At 67.2% G+C, this 23,053-nt stretch carries 18 protein-coding genes; 14 read left to right on the plus strand and 4 right to left on the minus strand.

All coding sequences use genetic code 11. The features are described from left to right. Positions 1-3: 3 nt before the first annotated feature. Genes OK015_RS00690 through wzm form a run of 4 tightly spaced genes read left to right on the plus strand, consistent with a single transcriptional unit; the run spans position 4 to position 3,141 of the window. Complete coding sequence (locus OK015_RS00690) at positions 4-546, plus strand: bacterial proteasome activator family protein (protein WP_268128480.1); 543 nt, start codon at positions 4-6, stop codon at positions 544-546. A gap of 12 nt (positions 547-558) precedes the next feature. Beyond that, a complete protein-coding gene (gene wzt, locus OK015_RS00695; protein WP_268128482.1) occupies positions 559-1,407 on the plus strand; it encodes a galactan export ABC transporter ATP-binding subunit Wzt/RfbE in 849 nt (282 codons plus the stop codon). Next, complete coding sequence (glfT1, locus tag OK015_RS00700; RefSeq protein ID WP_268128484.1) at positions 1,400-2,314, plus strand: galactofuranosyltransferase GlfT1; 915 nt, start codon at positions 1,400-1,402, stop codon at positions 2,312-2,314. Before wzt ends, glfT1 begins: the two co-directional genes overlap by 8 nt. After that, positions 2,311-3,141: a galactan export ABC transporter permease subunit Wzm/RfbD gene (wzm, locus tag OK015_RS00705; RefSeq protein WP_268128486.1), complete on the plus strand. Its 831-nt coding sequence runs from the start codon at positions 2,311-2,313 to the stop codon at positions 3,139-3,141. The genes glfT1 and wzm overlap by 4 nt, the downstream gene beginning before the upstream one ends. On the opposite strand, the gene OK015_RS00710 is transcribed toward wzm, so the two are convergent. Continuing rightward, positions 3,138-3,857 carry a C39 family peptidase gene (locus tag OK015_RS00710; protein ID WP_442791257.1) on the minus strand — a complete coding sequence of 240 codons (720 nt, stop codon included), beginning with the start codon at positions 3,855-3,857 and terminating at the stop codon, positions 3,138-3,140. The genes wzm and OK015_RS00710 overlap by 4 nt on opposite strands. 336 nt (positions 3,858-4,193) lie before the next feature. On the opposite strand from OK015_RS00710, the gene OK015_RS00715 reads away from it, so the two are divergent. The 8 genes from OK015_RS00715 to OK015_RS00750 all read left to right on the plus strand — a co-directional run bounded on the left by OK015_RS00715 (position 4,194) and on the right by OK015_RS00750 (position 14,216). Next, positions 4,194-4,421, plus strand: a complete 228-nt coding sequence (locus OK015_RS00715; protein ID WP_268128489.1) for a hypothetical protein — start codon at positions 4,194-4,196, stop codon at positions 4,419-4,421. 54 nt (positions 4,422-4,475) lie between these two features. Next, positions 4,476-5,600 carry an SPFH domain-containing protein gene (locus OK015_RS00720; RefSeq protein WP_268128490.1) on the plus strand — a complete coding sequence of 375 codons (1,125 nt, stop codon included), beginning with the start codon at positions 4,476-4,478 and terminating at the stop codon, positions 5,598-5,600. Between the two features lie 191 nt (positions 5,601-5,791). After that, positions 5,792-6,274: a GreA/GreB family elongation factor gene (locus OK015_RS00725; protein ID WP_268128492.1), complete on the plus strand. Its 483-nt coding sequence runs from the start codon at positions 5,792-5,794 to the stop codon at positions 6,272-6,274. A gap of 96 nt (positions 6,275-6,370) precedes the next feature. Further along, positions 6,371-6,736, plus strand: coding sequence for a GtrA family protein (locus OK015_RS00730; protein ID WP_268132364.1), 366 nt, complete (start codon positions 6,371-6,373; stop codon positions 6,734-6,736). Between the two features lie 90 nt (positions 6,737-6,826). Further along, the gene (locus tag OK015_RS00735; protein ID WP_268128493.1) at positions 6,827-8,209 is read left to right on the plus strand and encodes an FAD-binding oxidoreductase; all 1,383 of its coding nucleotides are present in this window, start codon (positions 6,827-6,829) and stop codon (positions 8,207-8,209) included. Continuing rightward, a complete protein-coding gene (locus OK015_RS00740; protein ID WP_268128494.1) occupies positions 8,210-8,974 on the plus strand; it encodes a decaprenylphospho-beta-D-erythro-pentofuranosid-2-ulose 2-reductase in 765 nt (254 codons plus the stop codon). A 2-nt stretch (positions 8,975-8,976) separates the two neighbouring features. Further along, positions 8,977-10,950, plus strand: a complete 1,974-nt coding sequence (locus OK015_RS00745) for a galactan 5-O-arabinofuranosyltransferase (RefSeq protein ID WP_268128496.1) — start codon at positions 8,977-8,979, stop codon at positions 10,948-10,950. Continuing rightward, complete coding sequence (locus OK015_RS00750) at positions 10,950-14,216, plus strand: arabinosyltransferase domain-containing protein (RefSeq protein WP_268128519.1); 3,267 nt, start codon at positions 10,950-10,952, stop codon at positions 14,214-14,216. The genes OK015_RS00745 and OK015_RS00750 overlap by 1 nt, the downstream gene beginning before the upstream one ends. A 3-nt stretch (positions 14,217-14,219) precedes the next feature. Here the strand turns inward: OK015_RS00750 and OK015_RS00755 are convergent, their stop codons facing one another. The 3 genes from OK015_RS00755 to OK015_RS00765 form a co-directional block, all read right to left on the minus strand. Then, the gene (locus OK015_RS00755; protein WP_268128521.1) at positions 14,220-14,570 is read right to left on the minus strand and encodes a hypothetical protein; all 351 of its coding nucleotides are present in this window, start codon (positions 14,568-14,570) and stop codon (positions 14,220-14,222) included. A 43-nt stretch (positions 14,571-14,613) separates the two neighbouring features. Then, complete coding sequence (locus OK015_RS00760) at positions 14,614-14,853, minus strand: hypothetical protein (protein ID WP_268128522.1); 240 nt, start codon at positions 14,851-14,853, stop codon at positions 14,614-14,616. 160 nt (positions 14,854-15,013) lie between these two features. After that, on the minus strand, positions 15,014-16,156 hold the full coding sequence (locus OK015_RS00765; protein ID WP_268128524.1) for a BTAD domain-containing putative transcriptional regulator: 1,143 nt from the start codon (positions 16,154-16,156) through the stop codon (positions 15,014-15,016). Between the two features lie 147 nt (positions 16,157-16,303). On the opposite strand from OK015_RS00765, the gene OK015_RS00770 reads away from it, so the two are divergent. Both OK015_RS00770 and OK015_RS00775 read left to right on the plus strand, forming a co-directional pair. Continuing rightward, a complete protein-coding gene (locus tag OK015_RS00770; protein WP_268128526.1) occupies positions 16,304-19,621 on the plus strand; it encodes an arabinosyltransferase domain-containing protein in 3,318 nt (1,105 codons plus the stop codon). Continuing rightward, the gene (locus OK015_RS00775; protein WP_268128528.1) at positions 19,618-22,842 is read left to right on the plus strand and encodes an arabinosyltransferase domain-containing protein; all 3,225 of its coding nucleotides are present in this window, start codon (positions 19,618-19,620) and stop codon (positions 22,840-22,842) included. Before OK015_RS00770 ends, OK015_RS00775 begins: the two co-directional genes overlap by 4 nt. Positions 22,843-23,053: the final 211 nt, after the last annotated feature.

Raw genomic sequence — 23,053 nt, forward strand, 5'->3', positions numbered from 1 at the left:
AGGATGGAGACCGGATTGACTAACGGCAACGACGACGACGGCGCCGTCGAGATCATCGGCGGCGCCGATCCGCGGATCTCGGCGATCCACGCCGCGGACGACGACGACGATTCCGACGAGCGCTCCGTGACCGATCTGATCGAGCAGCCAGCCAAGGTGATGCGCATCGGCACCATGATCAAGCAACTGCTCGAAGAGGTGCGTGCGGCACCACTTGACGATGCCAGCCGCAAGCGGCTGCGCGATATCCACGCCAAAAGCATCCGGGAGCTGGAAGACGGTCTCGCGCCGGAACTTCGCGAGGAACTCGACCGCCTCACCCTGCCGTTCAACGAGGACACCGACCCGTCGGACGCCGAGTTGCGTATCGCCCAGGCCCAGCTCGTCGGCTGGCTCGAGGGGTTGTTCCACGGCATCCAGACCGCGCTGTTCGCCCAGCAGATGGCCGCCCGCGCGCAGCTCGAGCAGATGCGCCAAGGAGCCCTGCCCCCCGGAATCGGGCGATCGGGCCACGGACCGGGCTCGGGCACCGGGCAATACCTGTAGGCGAAGGCATCAGTGTCCGGTCCTCGCGGTCCGCATATCGAGACCAGCAACGCCTGGGTGGAATTTCCCATCTTCGACGCCAAGTCGCGATCGTTGAAGAAGGCCTTCCTGGGCAAGGCGGGTGGCACGATCGGGCGCAACAACTCCAACGTCGTCGTCGTCGAGGCGTTGCGGGACATCACCATGTCGCTCGAGCTGGGTGACCGGGTCGGTCTGGTCGGCCACAACGGGGCCGGGAAATCGACTCTGCTGCGCCTACTTTCGGGCATCTACGAACCCACCCGGGGCTGGGCCAAGGTCACCGGCCGGGTCGCCCCCGTCTTCGACCTCGGCGTCGGGATGGACCCCGAGATCTCCGGCTACGAGAACATCATCATCCGCGGCCTGTTCCTGGGTCAGACCCGAAAGCAGATGCTGGCCAAGGTCGACGAGATCGCCGAGTTCACCGAGCTCGGGGATTACCTGTCGATGCCGCTGCGCACCTACTCCACCGGGATGCGGGTCCGGCTGGCGATGGGCGTGGTCACCAGCATCGACCCCGAGATCCTGCTCCTCGACGAGGGTATCGGCGCCGTGGACGCCGACTTCCTGAAGAAGGCCCAGTCGCGATTGCAGGGCCTGGTGGAACGTTCCGGAATCCTGGTGTTCGCCAGCCATTCCAACGAATTCTTGGCCCGGCTGTGCAAGACCGCGATGTGGATCGACCACGGCATCATCCGCCAGACCGGCGGCATCGAAGACGTGGTGCGCGCCTACGAGGGCGAAGACGCGGCGCGGCATGTCCGAGAGGTGCTCGAAGAGACCAGCCTGCAGATCCAAGCCGACAAGCCGCTGGCGCAAAGCGCTCCCGGGGATGAGTGAATCCATCGTGGCCGTCGTGGTGACCCACCGGCGCGCGCAAGAACTCGCCAAGTCGCTGGGCATGCTCAGCGCGCAGACCCGATTGCCCGATCACCTGATCGTCGTCGACAACGACGGCGCCGCGGATAGCCGGATCCGTGATCTGGTTGCCGCCCAGCCGATCTCGACCACTTACCTGGCATCGAGCCGAAACCTCGGCGGCGCAGGCGGTTTCGCCTTGGGCATGCTGCACGCGCTAGCGCAAGGGGCCGACTGGGTGTGGCTGGCCGACGATGACGGTCGTCCGCAGGACTCCCAGGTGCTGGCCACGCTGCTGGCTTGCGCCGAGAAGCACAACCTGGCCGAGGTGTCGCCGATGGTGTGCAATATGGACGACCCGGAGCGACTGGCCTTCCCGCTGCGTCGTGGCCTGGTATGGCGCAGGCGCGCAAGCGAATTGCGCACCGAAGCAGGACAGGACTTGTTGCCCGGGATCGCGTCGCTGTTCAATGGCGCGTTGTTCCGGGCCTCCGCGCTGGACACGGTCGGCGTTCCGGACATGCGGCTGTTCATTCGCGGCGACGAGGTGGAATTGCACCGCCGGCTGGTGCGCTCCGGCCTGCCGTTCGGGACCTGCCTGGACACGATCTACCTGCATCCCTGTGGATCCGACGAGTTCCGGCCGATTCTGGGCGGCCGCATGCACACGCAGTATCCCGACAACCCGACGAAGCGGTTCTACACCTACCGCAACCGCGGGTATCTGTTGGCACAGCCGGGTCTGCGCAAGCTGCTGGTCCAAGAGTGGGTGCGGTTCGGCTGGTTCTTTCTGGTATCCCGGCGCGATCCCGGGGGCCTGCTGGAGTGGATTCGGCTGCGCCGCTTGGGACGTCGTGAGCAATTCGGCAAGCCTGGAGGAACCGCATGACTTTCGTCGACGCCGCCGCGCAGTCGCGGACCTTCACCCGGGCTCGGGGCGACCTGGCCGACGGATTTCGCCGTCGAGAGCTGTGGCTGCACCTGGGCTGGCAGGACATCAAGCAGCGCTACCGCCGCTCGGTGCTGGGACCGTTCTGGATCACCATCGCGACCGGGACGACGGCCGTGGCGATGGGCGGGCTGTATTCCAAGCTGTTTCACCTCGACCTGTCGGTGCATCTGCCGTATGTGACGCTCGGCCTGATCATCTGGAACCTGATCAACGCGGCCATCCTGGAAGGCGCCGACGTTTTCGTCGCCAACGAGGGCCTGATCAAACAGTTGCCAACGCCGTTGAGCGTGCACGTCTACCGGCTGGTATGGCGGCAGATGATCCTGTTCGCCCACAACATCGTCATCTATCTCGTCGTCGCGATGATCTTTCCCAAGCCGTGGTCGTGGGCCGACCTGTCGGTGATTCCGGCGCTGGGGCTGATCGTGCTCAATTGCATCTGGGTCTCCCTGTGCTTCGGCATCCTGGCAACCCGCTACCGCGATATCGGTCCCCTGCTGTTTTCGGTCGTGCAGCTGCTGTTCTTCATGACGCCGATCATCTGGAACGACGACACATTGCGCCAGCAGGGCGCCGGACGCTGGTCGAGCGTCGTCGAACTCAACCCGCTGCTGCACTATCTCGACATCGTGCGCGCGCCGTTGCTCGGCGCCCACCAGGAGCTGCGGCATTGGGCGGTGGTGCTGGTGCTGACCGTGGTCGGCTGGATACTGGCGGCGTTCGCGATGCGGCAATACCGCGCCCGGGTGCCGTACTGGGTCTAGCGGGTGACGATCATCTCGTCATCACTGGTGGCCCAGGCCTTGGAGAAGACCTCGAGGGAGACGATCTCGTCGGCGCCATCCTCGGCCCCGCTGTCGTTGAGGTGCGCTTTACCGTTGACGACGTCGATCCCAGTCACGACGACCGCGTGGTCCGAGGTCGGCTGGCCGGTCTTGTCCTTGGCATCCACCGCCAGACCCCAGATCATCTCGCCGTTGACCTCGACGATCACCTTGCGACCGCTGGCCAGGTAGTGCTTGAGTGCGGTCATGCCGGTTGCGACCCCGGTCGTAGGCGCATCGGTCGTGTTGGTCAGAGTGGCGCCGACGCCGTAGTGCGCCAGCAGCACCGGGAGATCGTCGGGGGTGGTGCCTTGACCGCTGTTCGGGTCGTTGGTGTCCTTGGGCACCGTGTAGATCGATCCGGGGTGGGACTGGCTCGGCAGCTTCTGCGCCACCGCGATGATCTCCTGCTCCTCGACCTGGTGCCCGGTCACCTCGCCGATCACGTCGGCTGCGGCCATCACTGCGCAGTCGTCATAGGTCTGGGGGTGCCAGAACGCGGCCGCCGCGACCGGGTCGCCGTACATCCCGCCGGCGCTGGGGTCGTCGGCGTGAGCCAATCCCATAGCAGAGCCGAGCGTCAGGCATGCGGCGAAGGCCGCGAGACCGACGATACGGGCGGCCTTTCCGGCCGCGGCGCCAAGCTTGGTGGTCATCATGACGGGCTCCTTTGCTCATCTGCGCCTGGCGATTCAGGTGCGTGAGAAAAGGTTCGACCATCGCCCTCTACGAATTCTTGGAACCGTGGCGAGAGGTAGGTGCTTCGAGCGCGTCGCCAAGGATCCGTTGAGAATCCGCCAAGGGATCGGCCAGACGCTGTGCTGACAGGAAAACCCCTGGATAACAGGCGATTTAGCAAGCGTCCGGCGCACAGCGAAAGGCTTCATATGCATCCCGTTCGACAGCGAACGGACCGCGGTGCCGGCGTCTATCCTTGCGGCAAGCGTGCCGAAACTCGACGCTGGAACCCGTCGATGGAGGAATATGCGATCGTGAGCGACGCCTCCGCAATCGGTTGTGTGGGGAAGCTGGTCGTGGCAACGCGCGGTGACCGCGGCCCCGGCGAGGTGTTGGTGACCGTACGGGGGTCGAAGGAGACCTTCCTGGCCTGGTCCGACGACCCGCTACCGAAGGGCAGCAAGGTCCTGGTGGTAGAGATCCGCGGCGGACGGACGGTAGTGGTCGAGCCGTGGGAACGCGCCGGGCAGGACCTGTCCTGATGCAGACAACCGAAATCCCTTGCTACACAACAGCGAACCGTAAGGAGTCTACGAATGCTCGGTTATAGGGTGCCCGCGCCGGACGAGGCGATGCTGATCTCCGGCGCCAAAGCCAAGGGCGACGCCCCCTTCCGTGTGGTGACCGGCCACGGCGCCTTCGTCGTCCCGTTCTTTCGCAAGGCCCGATTCCTGACGTTGGCCATGTGCGAGTCCGAGGTGGCCGAAAAGTGCGTCACCCAGCAGGGCATCACCCTCAATGTGCGGGCGGTGATCGCCTTCAAGGTCGGCAACGACACCGAAAGCATCATCAGTGCCGCACAGCGATTTCTGTCCGAGCAAGACCAGATGTCGATACTCACCGGCCGAATTTTCGCCGGCCACCTGCGCTCGATCATCGGCTCGATGACCGTCGAGCAGATCATCCGGGAACGCCAGAAGTTGGCCACCGAGGTGCTCGACGGCTCAAAGGAGGAGATGGCCCGGATCGGCCTGACCGTCGACGCCCTGCAGATCCAGTCCATCGACGACGACGGGCTCGGCTACATCAACGCGATGTCGGCTCCGCACAACGCCGCCATCCAGCAGATGGCGCAGATCGCCCAGGCGCAAGCGAACCAGAAGGCCGCGGAGGCCGAACAGGAATCGCAGCGCCAGCAAGCCGAATTCGCCCGTCAGACCGCCGTCGTCAAGGCGCAGTACAAGGCCGAGGTCGACAAGGCTCAGGCGGAGGCCGCCCAGGCGGGCCCGCTGGCCGAGGCCGAGGCTCAGCGTGAGGTGCTGGCGATGCGGACCGAATTGGCCCAGCGCGCTGCCGAGCTGCGCCAGCAGGAGCTGGTCGCCGAGGTGGTCAAGCCGGCGGAGGCCGAAGCCGAGCGGGTCCGGATCTTGGCCGTCGCCGACGCGGAGAAGATGAAGATCTTGGCCGAGGCGGCGGCGTCGCACAACCGGGTGGCCTTGGACAAGGCGCTCATCGACCAGCTGCCCGACATCGTGGAGCGGGCCGCGGCGGGGCTCGCCGGCGCGAATCTCACCGTGCTCAACGGGGCTGACGGGCTCAGCCAGGTGGCCAGTGGACTCGTGTCGCAGGGCAAAGCGATCTTCGACGCGCTGCGCGGCGAGACCTTCGACTACGACGAACCAGAAACCTCGCTGGTCCCGAACACCGAGCCACGCCGGTAACGCGCGTCCCGGCGGTGCGAAAGTGCTGCCGTCCGGTTGCGGCACGCGTGTATAACCGATGGCAAGCCGCTCGCCGAATATCGGTGGCGGCCGGGTTCGGGTGGTGCAACACTGAGGCACCACAAATTCACCACTAGGCAAGTTGGGGCGCCCCGTGACCAGGACGGCGTGCCGCCGGAAGGTCGACGGACGTGAGTAAAAAAGTCCAATCAGTGGCGGATGCCGCACGCGAGAACCTCGCCGCGGAGCTGGACCGGTTGCGGCAGCGCCGTGACCTCCTCGAGGCCGAGGTCAAGGACGACCGCGGGATGGTCGGCGATCACGGCGACGCCGCGGAGGCGATCCAGCGGGCTGAGGAATTGGTTGTCCTCGGCGACCGGATCAACGAACTCGACCGGCGGCTGCGGACCGGGCCGTCGCACTCCGACGAAGACGACGAATCGCTACCCGGTGGCACCGAGGTGACCCTGCGCTTCGCCGACGGCGAGGTCGTCACGATGCACGTGATCTCCATCGTCGAAGAGACCCCCGTCGGTCGCGAGGCCGAGACGCTGACCTCGCACAGTCCGCTGGGGCAGGCGCTGGCCGGGCACAAAGCGGGCGACACGGTCACCTACTCGACACCGCAGGGCGAAAGCCAGGTCGAGTTGATCGCGGTGAAGCTGCCCCGCTGACTGCCGCTGGGGCGCATTCGCCCCCGTTAAACTCCCCCAATGCTTCCCCCCGAGTCCGGCGCCGCGCCGGCGCGCCTGAGTCTGACCACGCAGATCATGCGCTTCGTGGTGACCGGCGGGCTGGCGGCCGTCGTCGACTTCGGCATCTACGCGACGCTGTACAAAGCGGTGGGTTTGCAGGTTGATCTGTCCAAGGCGATCAGTTTCATCGTGGGCACCCTTACGGCCTACCTGATCAACCGCCGATGGACATTTCAGGCCGCACCGAGCACCGCGCGGTTCGTCGCGGTGATGGTTCTCTACGGCGTCACCTTCGCGGTCCAGGTCGGGCTCAACCATCTGTGCCTGGTGTTGTTGCACTACACCGGCTGGGCGATGCCGGTCGCGTTCGTCATCGCGCAGGGCACCGCGACGGTGATCAACTTCGTCGTGCAGCGAGTCGTAATCTTCCGCATCCGCTGACCCCTACCGTGCTTCTCTGGATGGGCCCACTCCTCAGCGGGACGCAAGCGTCCCGCATCGTCGCCGGGCCAGGCGGTACCCTCTTTGACGATGTTGAGCGCCGATTTTCCGACCACCCCCACCCGGCTGATGGGCTTCGGCCGCACCGCGCCGTCGGTGGCCCAGGTGCTGTCGACCCCGGATCCCGAGGTCATTGCGAAGGCAGTGGCCCGGGTCGCCGACGCTGGCGGTCGGGGCGTCATCGCACGCGGGCTGGGCCGATCCTATGGAGACAACGCGCAAAACGGCGGTGGCCTGGTCATCGACATGACGGTGCTGAACCGCATCCACTCGATCAGCGCCGACACCCAGCTGGTCGATGTCGACGCCGGCGTCAGCCTGGACCAACTGATGCGGGCGGCGCTGCCGTTCGGGCTGTGGGTTCCGGTGCTGCCCGGAACCCGCCAAGTGACCGTCGGCGGCGCGATCGCGTCCGACATCCACGGCAAGAACCATCACAGTGCGGGCAGCTTCGGCAGCCATGTGCGGTCGATGGATCTGCTGATGGCCGATGGCTCCGTCCGCACGATCACCCCCGACGGCCCGGATTCCGAGTTGTTCTGGGCCACCGTCGGGGGCAACGGCCTGACGGGGATCGTGCTGCGCGCCACCATCGCCATGACGCCCACCGAAACGGCGTACTTCATCGCCGACGGCGTGGCCACCAAGGATCTCGACGAAACGGTCGCGGTGCACGTCGACGGCAGCGAGAGTCAATACACCTACTCGAGTGCCTGGTTCGACCTGATCAGCCCGCCGCCGAAGCTCGGCCGGGCCGCGGTCAGCCGGGGCAGCCTGGCGAAGCTGGACCAATTGCCGAAAAAGCTCGCCAAGAACCCACTCAAATTCGATGCGCCACACCTGTTGACGGTGCCCAACGTGTTTCCGCTCAGCGCGATGAACAAGCTTTCGTTCATGGCGATCGGCGAGGTGTACTACCGGCTCGGCGGAACCTACAGCGGCAAGATCCAGAATCTGTCGCAGTTCTACCACATGCTCGACCTGGTCAGCGGCTGGAATAACGCTTACGGGCCAACGGGTTTCGCGCAACACCAATTCTTGGTTCCGCCGGACGCGATGGACGAGTTCAAGGCCATCATCCGTTGGATCCAGACGCGGGGCCACTACTCGGCGCTGAACGTGTTCAAGCTGTTCGGCCCGGGCAACCGCGCGCCGCTGAGTTTCCCGATGGCCGGCTGGAACGTCGCGATGGACTTTCCCAACAAGCCCGGGATCAACGAGTTCCTCAACGAACTCGACCGCCGGGTACTCGAATTCGGCGGGCGCGTCTACACCGCCAAGGACTCGCGCACCACCGCCGAAACCTTTCACGCCATGTATCCGCGCATCGACGAGTGGATCGCCGTGCGCCGCAAGGTCGACCCGCTACGGGTCTTCGCCTCTGACATGGCCCGACGCTTGGAGCTGCTGTAGATGGTGCTCGACGCCGTAGGAAACCCGCAGACCATCTTGCTGCTGGGCGGTACCTCCGAGATCGGGCTGGCGATCTGCGCGCGCTACCTGCAGAACGCGCACGCGCGAATCGTGTTGGCCGCCATGCCCGGCGACCCCGGCCGTGACGACGCTGTCGCGCAGATGAAGGCCGCCGGTGCGCGCTCGGTCGAACTGATCGACTTCGAAGCCACCGACCCGGACAGCCACCCCAAGATGATCGAGGAGGCCTTCTCGGGCGGCGACGTGGACGTCGCCATCGTGGCGTTCGGCATACTGGGCGACGCCGAAGAGCTGTGGCAAAACCAGCACAAGGCCGTGCTCGCCGTCGAGATCAATTACACCGCAGCGGTTTCGGTAGGCGTGCTGTTAGGCGAGAAGATGCGCGCCCAGGGGTTCGGTCAGATCATCGCGATGAGCTCGGCGGCCGGCGAGCGAGTGCGCCGGTCCAACTTCGTCTACGGCTCCACCAAGGCCGGCCTGGACGGCTTCTATCTAGGGCTGGGAGAGGCGTTGCGCGAGTACGGAGTTCGCGTTCTGGTGATCCGCCCCGGCCAAGTGCGTACCCGGATGAGCGCGCATGTCAAAGAAGCGCCGCTGACCGTCGACAAGGAGTACGTCGCCAACCTCGCGGTGACCGCGGCCGCAAAAGGTAAGGAATTGGTTTGGGCGCCAGCAGCATTCAAGTACGTGATGATGGTGTTGCGGCACGTCCCGCGGCCCATCTTCCGCAAGCTGCCCATCTGATCATGCGAAACGCACTGGCCAGCCTCGGCCAGATGTTCGCGGCGGCGCTGGTGGCCGTCGTCGTCTCGGCGGTTTCGCTGATTGCCATCGCGCGAGTGCAGTGGCCAGCCTTTCCGTCGTCGAACCAGCTGCACGCGCTGACCACGGTCGGGCAGGTCGGTTGCCTGATCGGGCTCCTCGCCGTCGGCTGGCTGTGGCGGCGGTCGGGCCGGTGGCGGTTGGGAGCCCGGCTGGGCGGGGTGGTGTTCGTGTCCGCGTTTCCCGTCGTCACGCTGGGCATGCCGCTGGGAGCCACCCAGCTGTATCTGTTCGGCATCTCCGTCGACCAACAGTTCCGCACCGAGTACCTGACGCGGCTCACCGACAGCCCCGCCCTGCACGACATGACCTACCTCGGGCTGCCGTCCTTCTATCCGCCGGGCTGGTTCTGGATCGGCGGACGCGCCGCGGCCCTGACCGGGATGCCCGCTTGGGAGCTGTACAAGCCGTGGGCGATCACCTCGATCACGATCGCGATCGCCGTCGCGCTGGTGCTGTGGTGGCGGATGATCCGGTTCGAGTACGCGCTGATCGTCACGACCGCGACCGCCGCGGTGACGCTGGCCTACGGCTCGCCGGAGCCCTACGCGGCGATGATCACCGTGCTGCTGCCGCCGGTGCTGGTGCTGACCTGGTCGGGCCTGCGCGCCGGTGAGCGCGCGCTGGGGGCCGCTCTCGAACTCGAGCGTGAAGCTGGCTTCACGCTCGGCGATAAGGCGCTTGGGCCCGACGATGGTGTACCGAGAACGGGCTGGGCCGCGGTGGTCGGCGCCGGATTGTTCCTCGGTTTCACCGCGACCTGGTACTCGCTGCTATTCGGCTACACGGCCTTCACGATGGCCCTGATGGCGCTGGTGCTGGTGGTGTCCCGCTGGCGGCGGGCCGGGCGGCAAGCCGCGCTCGACCCGCTGCGCCGGGTGGCCGTCATCGCCGTCATCGCCGCCGCCATCGCGGCCACCACCTGGCTGCCCTTCCTGGTGCGCGCGGCCAGCAACCCCGTCAGCGATAGCGGCAGTGCGTTCCACTACCTCCCGGCCGACGGCGCCGAGTTGAGCTTCCCGATGCTGCAGTTCTCGCTGCTGGGAGCGATCTGCATGCTGGGCACGCTGTGGCTGGTCGTGCGAACTCGCACGTCGGTGCGGGCCGGCGCCCTGACCATCGGCGTGCTGGCCATCTACCTGTGGTCGCTGCTGTCGATGCTGACCACGCTGGCCCGGACCACGCTGCTGTCATTCCGGCTGCAACCGACGCTGTCGGTGCTGCTGGTGGCCGCCGGCGTATTCGGCTTCCTGGAGGCCACGCTTGCCCTGATGCACCGCAGCCGCGCCGTCCTTCCGGTGGCCGGCGCGATCGGGCTGACCGCCGCCATCGCGTTCAGCCAGGACATTCCCGACGTGCTGCGGCCGGATCTCACCATCGCCTACACCGACACCGACGGCCACGGCCAGCGCGGCGACCGGCGACCGGCGGGCTCCGAGAAGTTCTACCCCGCCGTCGACGCCGCCATCGCCCGAGTCACCGGAGTGCCACGGGATCAAACGGTCGTGCTGACCGCCGACTACAGCTTCCTGTCCTACTACCCCTATTGGGGCTTCCAGGGATTGACGTCGCACTACGCCAACCCGCTGGCGCAGTTCGACTTGCGGGCCGAACAGATCAAGAAGTGGTCCAACCTCAAGAGCCCCGACCAGTTCGTCCACGCGCTGGACACCTCGCCCTGGCCACCGCCGACGGTGTTCCTGATGCGCCGGGGCGCGAACAACAACTACACGCTGCGGTTGGCCGAGGACGTCTACCCCAACCAGCCCAACGTTCGTCGCTACACGGTCGAGCTGCGGGCCGCGCTGTTCGACGACCCGCGGTTCGTCGTGCAAAGTATCGGCCCGTTTGTGCTGGCCATCCGCCGGCCCGCGGCCCAACCGGTGGCAAGCCGCTGATGGCGACCGACACCTCACGTGACTTGGCCGAAGAACTACGATCTACGTCCGTGAAGGGCGCGGGAGCAAGGTACCGGATCGCGCGCGTCGTCGCCGTCGTCGCCGGCCTGCTCGGTGCCGTGCTGGCGATCGCCACGCCCCTGCTGCCGGTCAACCAGACCACCGCCCAACTCAACTGGCCGCAGAACGGCACCTTCGAAAGCGTCGAGGCCCCGCTGATCGGCTATGTGGCCCCCGAGCTGAACATTTCCGTGCCGTGTGCGGCCGCCGCCGGACTGACCGGACCGCAGAACGCCGGCAAGACCGTCTTGTTGTCGACGGTGCCCAAGCAGGCCCCGAAGGCCATCGACCGCGGGCTGCTGATTCTGCGCGCCAACGATGAGTTGGTGCTGGTGGTGCGCAACGTCCCGGTGGTCACCGCACCGCTGAGCCAGGTCCTCAGCCCGGCCTGCCAGCGCCTGACCTTCACCGGGCACGCCGACCGGGTGACCGCCGAATTCGTCGGGCTGACGCAGGGTCCCAACGCCGAACATCCCGGCGCCCCGCTGCGCGGCGAGAAAAGCGGATACGACTTCCGGCCGCAGATCGTCGGGGTGTTCACCGACCTGTCCGGGCCGACGCCGCCGGGTCTGAGTTTCTCGGCGGTCGTCGACACCCGCTACAGCACCAGCCCCACCCCGCTGAAGCTGGCCGCGATGATCCTCGGCGTGGTGCTGACCGCGGTCGCGCTGATCGCGCTGCACGTGCTGGACACCGCCGACGGCACCCGGCACCGCCGTTTCCTGCCGTCGCGGTGGTGGTCGATCGGCGCGCTCGATGCGCTCGTCATCGCCGTACTGGTGTGGTGGCACTTCGTCGGCGCCAACACCTCCGACGACGGCTACATCCTGACCATGGCCCGGGTGTCCGAGCACGCCGGGTACATGGCCAACTACTACCGCTGGCTGGGCACCCCCGAGGCGCCGTTCGGGTGGTACTACGACCTGCTGGCGCTCTGGGCGCACGTCAGCACCAGCAGCGTCTGGATGCGGCTACCCACCCTGGTCATGGCATTGACCTGCTGGTGGGCGATCAGTCGGGAAGTCATCCCCCGGCTGGGCCACGCCGTGAAGACCACCCGCGCGCCGGCATGGACGGCGGCGGGACTGTTCCTGGCGACCTGGCTGCCGCTCGACAACGGGCTGCGCCCCGAGCCGATCATCGCCCTGGGCATCCTGCTCACCTGGTGCTCGGTGGAGCGCGCGGTGGCCACGAATCGGTTGCTGCCGGTGGCGATCGCCTGCATCACCGGCGCGCTGACTCTGTTCTCCGGGCCCACCGGCATCGCGTCCATCGGCGCCTTGCTGGTCGCGATCGGGCCGCTGCGGACCATCATGCACCGCAGATCCCGACAGTTTGGTGCGCTGCCGTTGCTGGCGCCCATTCTCGCCGCGGCCACCGTCACCGTGATCCTGATCTTCCGTGACCAGACCCTGGCCGGCGAAATGCAGGCGACCGCCCTCAAGCGGGCTCTGGGGCCGAGCCTGAGCTGGTTCGACGAGCACATCCGCTACGAGCGGCTGTTCATGGCCAGCCCCGACGGATCCGTCGCCCGGCGTTTCGCGGTGCTGGCGGTGCTGCTCGCACTGGGCATCACGGTGGCAATGTCGTTGCGCAAGGGCCGAATTCCGGGCACCGCGGCCGGGCCGAGCCGCCGCATCGTCGGCATCACGATCATCTCGTTCCTCGCGATGATGTTCACCCCGACCAAATGGACCCACCACTTCGGGGTGTTCGCCGGCCTGGCGGGCTCGCTCGGTGCGTTGGCGGCGGTCGCGGTAACCAGCGTGGCAATGCGCTCGCGTCGCAACCGCACCGTGTTCGCCGCGACGGTGCTGTTCCTGGTCGCCTTGTCGTTCGCCAGCGTCAACGGCTGGTGGTATGTATCCAATTTCGGTGTGCCATGGTCGAATTCATTCCCGGCATGGCACTACGCGTTCGCCACCGCGCTGCTCGGGCTGACGGTGCTGGTGCTGCTGGGATCGGCGTGGTTTCACTTCGTCTCTCCCGACAACGGGCCTCCTAAAACCCGCGCCGGGGCACGCCTAGCCGCAATCGTCCAGGCCCCGTTGGCAATTGCGGCGTGGGCGCTGGTGACGTTCGAAGTCGTCTCACTGACGCTGGCGATGACCGGACAGTACCCCGCCTGGTCGGTAGGCCGGTCCAACCTGGAGGCCCTGACCGGTAAGTCCTGCGGACTGGCCGAGGACGTCATGGTGGAGCAGGATCCCAATGCCGGCATGCTGGCACCGGTGTCCGCCTCGGTGGGCGACGCGTTGGGCGCCGGCCTATCGGAGGCCTTTACCCCCAACGGTATTCCCGCCGACGTCTCCGCCGACCCGGTGATGGAGCGTCCGGGCGACCGCAGTTTCGTCAACGAAGACGGAAGAACGACCACCAGCGAGGCCGGCACCGAGGGCGGCACCAGCGCCGCACCGGGCGTCAACGGGTCGCGCGCCCAGCTGCCCTACAACCTTGATCCGGCTCACACGCCGGTGCTGGGCAGCTGGCGGCCCGGCATTCAGGTTCCCGCCATGCTGCGCTCGGGTTGGTATCGACTGCCGCCGCGCGACCAGGTGGGACCGCTGCTGGTGGTGTCGGCGGCCGGTCGGTTCGATCCCCGCGAGGTGCAGGTGCAGTGGGCCACCGATGACGAGGCCGCCGCGGGACACCCGGGCGGGTCGTTCCAGCTCTTCGATGTCGGCGCGTCCCCGGCGTGGCGCAATTTGCGGCTGCCGTTGTCGCTGATCCCCGCCGCCGCCACCCAGGTCCGCTTGGTCGTCAACGACGAAGACCTCGCGCCGCAGCACTGGATCGCGGTCACGCCGCCGCGGATTCCGGAGCTGCACACGCTGCAGCAGGTGGTGGGCTCGGCGGACCCGGTGTTCCTGGACTGGCTGGTGGGTCTGGCGTTCCCGTGCCAGCGACCGTTCGGCCATCAGAACGGTGTCGACGAAACGCCTAAGTGGCGCATCCTGCCGGACCGATTCGGTGCCGAGGCCAACTCGCCGGTGATGGACAACAACGGCGGTGGCCCGCTGGGTGTCACCGATTTGCTGGTGAAGGCGACCACGATCTCGACCTACCTGAAGGACGACTGGTCACGCGATTGGGGCTCGCTGCAACGGCTTACGCCGTACTACCCCAATGCCCAGCCCGCCCGTCTCCAATTGGGGACGGCGACGCGCAGCGGCCTGTGGGATCCGGCTCCGCTGCGCCGGGGCTAGTTGCTACAGCCCCGGCAAGCAGTTGATGAACGGGATGCAGGGCGGCGATGGCGGGTACGGCGGCGGAAAGCCCTCGATGATCGTCGAGTTGGTCACCGGACTGTTCTTGTCGAAATACCAAGGGTGACAGGCGTTTCTGTCCCAGTTCGGCATGTTCTTCAGCTCCGGTGAGCCCGGGCACCACTGATAGGTGCAGCTGTTGGTGGGGCTGGCCCCCCGGCTCGGATCCTGGCACACCATCGGGGCGGGCTGAGCCTGGCCGATTCCCGCGGCCAAGCCCAGCCCGACGACGGCGAAGCCGCCCGACAGGACCGCAGCGGCGAGTACCCGCTTCATCTTGTGAGAAGTGTTCATGCCGCCAGTGCAGACGGTCAAGGCTGCTACCGATCCCAATTACTCAGCGGTGCCCCGGCGCAGGGCCCTCGGCGTAGCCGCCCTGGGAAACCTGGTGATATTGGTGGCAGACGCTCATGTCCCAGGTGAGCGGCGGGTTCGACGTCGGCAGGTTCTGCCCGGGGCACCAGTACTGCGGGCCGCCCTCCACGGCGAACGCACTCAAACCCCAGCCAGCCGCCGCGATGCCCCCCGACACCAGCAGTCCGACGATAATCCGTGTCCAGTTCCCAGAGGTGTTCATGGTCGGTTCCTTCGCGCCTTCGTCGCCGTCGGCTCGCGACACGTTCTCGGTTTGGTTGCCGGCAGCGGTAGTTTCACGCACCCCACTTGCAGGGTCTTTGCGAGTTTCTTGCGAAATTCATGCGCTGCTGACCTGGGCTTTCACGGCTCAGCGGCCCTGGCTATTCAGCCCGAAGGATTTCGACGGTGAACTCGCGGCTGCCGATTTTGATGTGATCACCGTCGCCGAGGGTCACGCTGCCGCGGATGCGCTTGCCTTGCACCTCGACGCCGTTGGTGGAGCGTAGATCGGTGATCACGAAACCGGTTCCGCTGTCGGTGATGACGGCGTGGTAACGGCTGACATCGTTGTCGTCGAGCACGATGTCGTTGTCGGTGATACGCCCGATCCGGGTGGTGGCGTCGTTGAGCCGATACTGCCTTCCGGCCTTGTCGCGCAGCAGCACAACGGCTGCCTGGTCGGGAGGAATCGCGACCGCCGCGTCCGCCGTCGTGTCGACGCTCACCTTCAGCGTCGTCACGGCCGCCCGCGTGGCGGCGGGGGGTTCCTGGCGCAGGATCCGCGCATGCAACTCGGTGACCGTCGGCCCGGGATCGATGCCGAGCCCCTCGGCCAGGGCGGTCTTCAGCCGCCGATACGCGCCGAGGGCATCGGATTGACGCTCGGTCACGTAGTAGGCGGTCATCAGCTGCGCCCAAAGCCGTTCCCGGTAGGGATGCTCGGCGCTGATCGCCTCGAGCTCGGCGATGACGGATTCCGCACGCCCGCAAGCGATCTCCGCCTCGGCGCGAGCGGTGTGGACCGCGACCTTCTCCTCCACCAGGGCCGTCGCGAACGCCTCGACGAAGGCGAACCCGCGCAAATCGTCGAGGACCGGCCCGCGCCATTCGCTCAGCGCGGCGGACAGGTGGCTGCTGGCCTCGTCGAACCGTCCCGCGGCGGCGGCCTGTGCGCCGGCGGCCTTTTCGGCGCTGAAGCGGCCGAGGTCGCAGTCCGCGTCGGCGATGCTGAGCTGATAACCGGGTGGCACGCTCGCGAGCACCTGGCTGGGCTCGGCCTCGGCGGTGCGCAGCAGCCGCCGCAGGTTGGACACGTGGGACTGGATGCTGACGCGTGCGGCCGGCACCGGATCCTCGTCCCAGACCGCGCTGATCAGCGAGTCGACCGACACCGGCCGGTTGCGGTTGATGGCCAGCATGGCCAACACCGCTCGCTGCTTCGGGGGGCCCAAGGGCATCCGGGTGCCGTTGGCGGTGACCATTAAGGGCCCCAGGACGCCGAACCCGAGACCTGAGTCCGTCATCGCACTGAATGTTTTCAGACCCGGCAGGAGAAAATGCGCGAATCTTTGAAGGTGCCCGGCGGGCGGCATGCTCACCCGGCGAACGGTGGCGGTCGCGCGGCCCCGCGTCCTCACCCAACAAAGGGGCGTCGCTTACCATCGAACCCCGTGCCCCACGACGAGCGATCGCAGCGGATCCTTCGCTTGGTCGCCGTCGTCGCCGGGCTCGCGGGTCTGCTGTTGTGCCTCACGGTTCCATTGCTCCCGGTCAAACAGACCGCCGCGACGATCGCGTGGCCGCAAGGCAGCGTTGACGGGCACGTCACCCAGATCACCGCGCCGTTGGTCTCCGGGGCGCCGCGGGCACTCGACATCTCCATCCCCTGCCCGGCGATGGCCACCTTGCCGCCCAGCGGCGGATTGGTGGTCTCGACTCTGCCGGCCGGCGGCGTGGACCCCGGCAAGAACGGGCTCTTCGTCCGTGCCGACAAGGACGTGGTGGTCGTCGCGTTCCGGGATACGGTGGCCGCCTTCGCCCAGCGCTCGGCAATCGCCGCGGGAGCCTGCAGCGTGCTGCACGTCTGGGCTGATGCGGGCGCGGCGGGCGCGGATTTCGTCGGCATACCGGGCGCCGCCGGGACCCTGCCGGCCGAGAAGAAGCCACAGTTCGGCGGTATTTTCACCGACCTGAAGGTGGCTGCCCAGCCGGGGCTGTCGGCCCGGGTCGATATCGACACCCGGTTCATCACGACGCCGACTGCGCTCAAGCAGCTGGCGATGGCGGCGGGCGTGCTGGCGGTCGTGGTCGCCATCATCGCGTTGGCCATGCTGGATCGCCATAGCCGGGGCGACACGCTGGTCAACTGGCGGTCCCCGATCGCCTGGCTGTCCCGCTACCGCCCACGCGAGCAGCGGGCCTCGTGGTGGCGGATCGGCTGGGCCACCTGGCTGTCCGATGCGGGGGTGATCGTGACGCTGCTGGTCTGGCACGTCATCGGCGCCACCTCGTCCGACGACGGCTACAACCTGACCATCGCGCGGGTGGCGCCGAAAGCCGGCTACGTGGCCGACTACTACCGCTACTTCGGGACCACCGATGCGCCGTTCGACTGGTATCTCTCGGTGCTGTCCAAACTGGCATCGGTCAGCACGGCGGGCGTGTGGATGCGCCTACCGGCCACGCTGGCCGGGATCGCCTGCTGGCTGGTCATCGGCCACTGGGGGCTGCGCCGGCTGGGACCCGGAAAGGGCGGCCTGGGGTCCAACACGGTGGCGGTGCTCACCGGGGGCGTGGTGTTCCTGGCCGCGTGGCTGCCGTTCAACAACGGCCTGCGGCCCGAGCCGATCGTCGCCCTCGGCGTGATCGTCACCTGGATGCTGGTGGAGCGCGCGATCGCGTTGCAGCGGCTGGCTCCCGCCGCGGTGGCCATCGTGGTCGCGATGCTGACCGCGACGCTGGCGCCGCAGGGGTTGATCGCCGTGGCCGCGCTGCTGACCGGAGCCCGGGCCATCGCGACGATCATCCGGCGCCGCCGGGCGACCGACGGACTGCTCGCACCGCTGGCCGTGCTGGCGGCGTCACTGTCGCTGATCCTGGTGGTGGTGTTCCGCAGCCAGACGCTGGCGACGGTCGCCGAGTCGGCCCGCATCAAATACAAGGTCGGGCCGACGATCGCGTGGTATCAGGATTGGCTGCGCTACTACTTCCTGACGGTCGAGTCCAACCCCGACGGATCGATGGCGCGGCGATTCGCGGTGCTGGTGCTGCTGCTGTGCCTGTTCGGCATGCTGGTGGTGCTGCTGCGCCGCGGCCGGGTGCCGGGGCTGGCCAGTGGCCCGGCCTGGCGCCTGATCGGCACCACCGCGGTGGGCCTGCTGCTGCTGACGTTCACGCCGACCAAGTGGGCGGTGCAGTTCGGTGCGTTCGCCAGTCTGGCCGGCGCGCTCGGCGCGGTCACCGCGTTCGCCGTCGCCCGCATCGGTCTGCACAGCCGCCGCAACCTGACGCTGTACGTGACGGCGCTGCTGTTCGTGCTGGCCTGGGCGACCTCGGGCGTCAATGGCTGGTTCTATGTCGGCAACTACGGGGTGCCGTGGTTCGACATCCAGCCCGTCGTCGCCAGCCACCCGGTGACGTCGATGTTCCTCGCGCTGTCGATCGCGACCGGGCTGCTGGCCGCCTGGCAGCACTTCCGGATGGACTACGCCGGGCACACCGAGGTCAAGGACAGCCGGCGCAACCGGGTGCTGGCGTCCACTCCCCTGCTGGTCGTCGCGACGATCATGGTGCTGGGCGAAGTTGGCTCGCTGGCCAAGGGTGCGGTATTCCGCTACCCGCTCTACACCACCGCCAAGGCCAACCTGGCGGCCATCGAGTCCGGACTGTCCCCTACCAGCTGCGCCATGGCCGACGACGTGCTGACCGAGCCGGACCCCAATATCGGCCTGCTGCAACCGGTTCCGGGGCAGACGTTCGGGCCCGACGGGCCGCTCGGGGGTATCAACCCGGTCGGCTTCAAGCCCAACGGGGTGGGTGATGACTTGAGGTCGTACCCGGTGGTGACCAAACCGGGGGTGGTGAATTCGGATGCGTCGCCCAACAAGCCCAACGCCGCGATGACCGACTCCGCGGGCACCGCCGGCGGCAAAGGCCCGGTCGGGGTGAACGGCTCGAACGTCGCACTGCCGTTCGGCCTCGACCCGGCCCGCACGCCGGTGATGGGCAGCTACGGCGAGAATTCGCTTGCGGCCACCGCAACCTCATCCTGGTACCAGTTGCCGCCACGGACCCCCGACCGGCCGCTGGTCGTCGTGTCGGCGGCCGGTGCCATCTGGTCCTACAAGGAGGACGGCACCTTCACGTACGGGCAACAGCTCAAACTGCAGTGGGGCGTCGCCCGCCCCGACGGCACCACCCAGGCGCTCGGCGAGGTGCAGCCCATCGACATCGGGCCGGAGCCGGCCTGGCGCAATCTGCGGTTTCCGCTGACCTGGGCACCGCCGGAGGCCAACGTGGCACGCATCGTCGCCTACGACCCGAACCTGAGTGAGGAACAGTGGTTCGCGTTCACGCCGCCGCGGGTCCCGGTGCTGCAGACCCTGCAGCAGCTGATGGGATCGCAGACACCCGTGCTGATGGACATTGCGACCGCCGCGAACTTCCCGTGCCAGCGGCCGTTCGCCGAACACCTTGGCATCGCAGAGCTTCCCGCGTACCGCATCCTGCCCGACCACAAGCAGACGGCGTCGTCGTCGAACGGCTGGGAGGCCAGCGAGACCGGCGGGCCGTTCCTGTTCACCCAGGTGCTGCTGCGGACCTCGACGGTCGCGACCTACCTGCGCGGCGACTGGTATCGCGATTGGGGTTCGGTCGAGCAGTATTACCCACTGGTGCCAAGTGATCAGGCACCGAATGCCGTCGTCGAACAGGGTGTGATGACCGTGAACGGTTGGAGCCGGCAAGGACCGATTCGGGCACTGCCGTGAGCGTTATCCACCACGAAGAACAAGCGGTCGGCAGTACCCGCGACAATGTCCGGGTCACCCGGTGGGTCGCCACGATCGCCGGGCTGATCGGCTTCGTATTGTCGGTCGCGACGCCGCTGCTGCCGGTAGTGCAGACAACCGCGCAGCTGAACTGGCCACAGAACGGCCAACTGAATAGCGTTACGGCGCCGCTTATTTCACTGAGCCCGGTCGACGTGACGGCCAGCGTGCCCTGCTCCGTGATCCGCGACCTGCCGCCCGAGGGCGGCGTGGTGCTGAGCACCGCACCCAAGAAGGGCAAGGACGCCGCGCTAAATGCGCTGTTCGTCGTCGTCAACGCCAAGCGCGTCGACGTCACGGACCGCAACGTGGTGATCGCCAGCGTGTCGCGCGAACAGGCGGAGTCCGGACAGTGCCAGCGCATCGAGATAACCTCCACGCGCGCTGGCACTTTCGCCACCTTCGTCGGGCTGACCGACTCGGCGGGCAAGCCGCAGTCCGGCGGCTTCAGCGACCCTAACCTGCGCCCGCAGATCGTCGGGGTGTTCACCGACCTCACCGGGGCCGCCCCGCCGGGACTGAAGTTCTCGGCGACCATCGACACCCGGTTCTCCACTACCCCAACGACTCTCAAGCTGCTGGCGATGGTGGGCGCCATCCTGTCCACGATCGTCTCGCTGGTCGCGTTGTGGCGACTGGACCAGCTCGACGGCCGCCGGATGCACCGGCTAATCCCGACTCGCTGGAAGAAGTTCACCCTCGCCGACGCCACGGTGATCTTCGGATTCGTGCTGTGGCATGTGATCGGGGCGAACTCGTCCGACGACGGCTACATCCTGGGCATGGCCCGGGTCGCCGACCATGCCGGCTACATGTCCAACTACTTCCGCTGGTTCGGCAGCCCGGAGGACCCGTTCGGCTGGTACTACAACCTGCTGGCACTGATGACCCACGTCAGCGACAACAGCCTCTGGATGCGGCTGCCGGACCTGATTGCCGGGCTGGTCTGCTGGCTGCTGCTGTCACGCGAGGTGCTGCCCCGGCTGGGGCCCGCGGTGACATCGAGCAAGGCCGCCAACTGGGCGGCGGCCCTGGTGTTGCTGACAGCGTGGATGCCGTTCGACAACGGTCTGCGACCCGAACCGATCATCGCGCTCGGTTCGCTGATCACCTACGTGCTGATCGAGCGCTCGATGTGCGCGTCCCGGCTGACCCCGGCGGCACTGGCGGTGGTCACCGCGGCGTTCACCCTGGGCGTGCAGCCCACCGGACTGATCGCGGTGGCCGCGCTGGTCGCCGGCGGCCGCCCGATCCTGCGGATTCTGGTGCGCCGCCACCGCCTGGTCGGGACCTGGCCGCTGGTGGCCCCGATACTGGCCGCCGGATTCGTCATCCTCACCGTGGTGTTCGCCGACCAGACGCTGTCAACGGTGTTGGAAGCCACCAGGATTCGCACCGCGATCGGGCCCAGCCAAGCCTGGTACACCGAGAATCTGCGCTACTACTACCTGATTCTGCCGACCGTCGACGGTTCACTGTCGCGTCGGTTCGGGTTCCTGATCACCGCGCTGTGTCTGTTCACGGCACTGTTTATCATGTTGCGGCGCAAGCGAGTTCCCGGAGTGGCCCGCGGTCCGGCGTGGCGCCTGATGGGCGTCATCTTCGGCACCATGTTCTTCCTGATGTTCACCCCGACCAAGTGGGTGCACCACTTCGGGCTGTTCGCCGCGGTGGGCGCGGCGATGGCCGCGCTGACGACCGTGCTGGTATCGCCGAAGGTGGTGCGCTGGTCGCGCAACCGGATGGCATTCGTTGCGGCGGTGATGTTCGTGCTGGCGCTGTGCTTCGCCACCACCAACGGTTGGTGGTACGTCTCGAGCTACGGCGTACCGTTCAACAGCTCCATGCCAAAAGTCGCCGGAATCTCAATCAGCACAATATTTTTCGCGCTGTTTGCGATTACCGCGGTGTACGCGGCCTGGCTACACTTCGCGGACACCAGCCATGGCAATGGCCGGTTGGCCCGCGCGCTGACGGCGGCGCCCATCCCGCTTGCAGCCGGCTTCATGGCGCTGGTGTTCGTGGGGTCGATGGTGGCCGGCATCGTTCGGCAGTACCCCACCTACTCCAATGCCTGGGACAACCTGCGCGAGTTCAGCGGAGGCTGCGGCCTGGCCGACGACGTACTCGTCGAGCCGGACAGCAACGCCGGCTTCATGATGCCGTTCGCCGGCAGCTACAGCCCGTTGGGCGCGCTGGGTGGGGTCAACCCAACAGGTTTCACCGCCAACGGCATACCGGAACGCACACTGGCCGAAGCGATCCGGGAGACGGCGGTGCCGCAGCCCGGGACCGATTACGACTGGTACGGGCCCACCAAGCTGACGGCGCCGGGCATCAACGGGTCGACGGTACCGCTGCCGTACGGCCTCAACGCCGCTCAGGTTCCGGTGGCGGGCAGCTACACCACCGGCGCCCAACAGCAGAGCAGGCTGACCTCGGCGTGGTATCAGCTGCCGAAACCCGACGCCGGACATCCGCTGGTGGTGGTGACCGCCGCCGGCACGATCGCCGGCAACAGCATCCTGCACCATCACACCAACGGGCAGACCGTGGAACTGGAATTCGGCATGGCCGGACCCGACGGCTCCGTGCGGCCGGCCGGCCGCCTGGTGCCCTACGACCTCTACGGTGAGCAGCCCAAGGTGTGGCGCAACTTGCGCTTCGACCGGTCCGCCATGCCGTCGGACGCGGTTGCCGTGCGGGTAGTGGCCGAGGACCTGTCGCTGACGCCGGACGACTGGATCGCGGTGACCCCGCCTCGGGTACCGGAGTTGCGTTCCCTGCAGGAGTACGTCGGCTCGACGCAGCCGGTGCTGATGGACTGGGCGGTCGGGCTCGCGTTCCCGTGCCAGCAGCCGATGCTGCACGTCAACGGCGTCACCGAGATCCCGAGGTTTCGCATCACCCCGGACTACAACGCCAAGAAGCAGGACACCGACACCTGGCAGGACGGCGTCAACGGTGGCCTGCTGGGCATCACCGACTTGCTGCTGCGCGCGCACGTGATGTCCACCTACCTGTCCCATGACTGGGGCCGCGACTGGGGGTCACTGCGTCAGTTCGACACCATCGCCGATGCCCAACCCGCCCAACTCGACCTGGGCACCGCGACCCGCACCGGTTGGTGGTCACCCGGCCAGATCCGGATCAAGCCCTAATCGACTGTGCGCGTGCATGTTTCGTCGCCCGCTTGATCCGGGCATTTGACGCCTGACCCGCCACTTCTCGCCGCGGCTTATCAGGTCGAGCAATTGATAGGGCCCCAACGGTGTTCCATCTTGCATGGGCCCGGAATGTGATCAACCGCGATGGTGCGGGCTGACGCTGCAATTCGGCACCGGTCGAATAATGGCATTAATTGACGTTTGA

This window comes from Mycobacterium sp. Aquia_216, from assembly GCF_026723865.1.
Taxonomy (GTDB): Bacteria; Actinomycetota; Actinomycetes; order Mycobacteriales; family Mycobacteriaceae; genus Mycobacterium.

Coding starts and splice junctions, on each gene's coding strand:
- OK015_RS00690 (WP_268128480.1), top strand. CDS start 4: ATGGAGACCGGATTGACTAACGGCAACGACGACGACGGCGCCGTCGAG.
- glfT1 (WP_268128484.1), top strand. CDS start 1,400: ATGAGTGAATCCATCGTGGCCGTCGTGGTGACCCACCGGCGCGCGCAA.
- wzm (WP_268128486.1), top strand. CDS start 2,311: ATGACTTTCGTCGACGCCGCCGCGCAGTCGCGGACCTTCACCCGGGCT.
- OK015_RS00710 (WP_442791257.1), bottom strand. CDS start 3,857: ATGACCACCAAGCTTGGCGCCGCGGCCGGAAAGGCCGCCCGTATCGTC.
- OK015_RS00720 (WP_268128490.1), top strand. CDS start 4,476: ATGCTCGGTTATAGGGTGCCCGCGCCGGACGAGGCGATGCTGATCTCC.
- OK015_RS00730 (WP_268132364.1), top strand. CDS start 6,371: ATGCGCTTCGTGGTGACCGGCGGGCTGGCGGCCGTCGTCGACTTCGGC.
- OK015_RS00735 (WP_268128493.1), top strand. CDS start 6,827: ATGTTGAGCGCCGATTTTCCGACCACCCCCACCCGGCTGATGGGCTTC.
- OK015_RS00740 (WP_268128494.1), top strand. CDS start 8,210: ATGGTGCTCGACGCCGTAGGAAACCCGCAGACCATCTTGCTGCTGGGC.
- OK015_RS00745 (WP_268128496.1), top strand. CDS start 8,977: ATGCGAAACGCACTGGCCAGCCTCGGCCAGATGTTCGCGGCGGCGCTG.
- OK015_RS00750 (WP_268128519.1), top strand. CDS start 10,950: ATGGCGACCGACACCTCACGTGACTTGGCCGAAGAACTACGATCTACG.
- OK015_RS00755 (WP_268128521.1), bottom strand. CDS start 14,570: ATGAACACTTCTCACAAGATGAAGCGGGTACTCGCCGCTGCGGTCCTG.
- OK015_RS00760 (WP_268128522.1), bottom strand. CDS start 14,853: ATGAACACCTCTGGGAACTGGACACGGATTATCGTCGGACTGCTGGTG.
- OK015_RS00765 (WP_268128524.1), bottom strand. CDS start 16,156: ATGACGGACTCAGGTCTCGGGTTCGGCGTCCTGGGGCCCTTAATGGTC.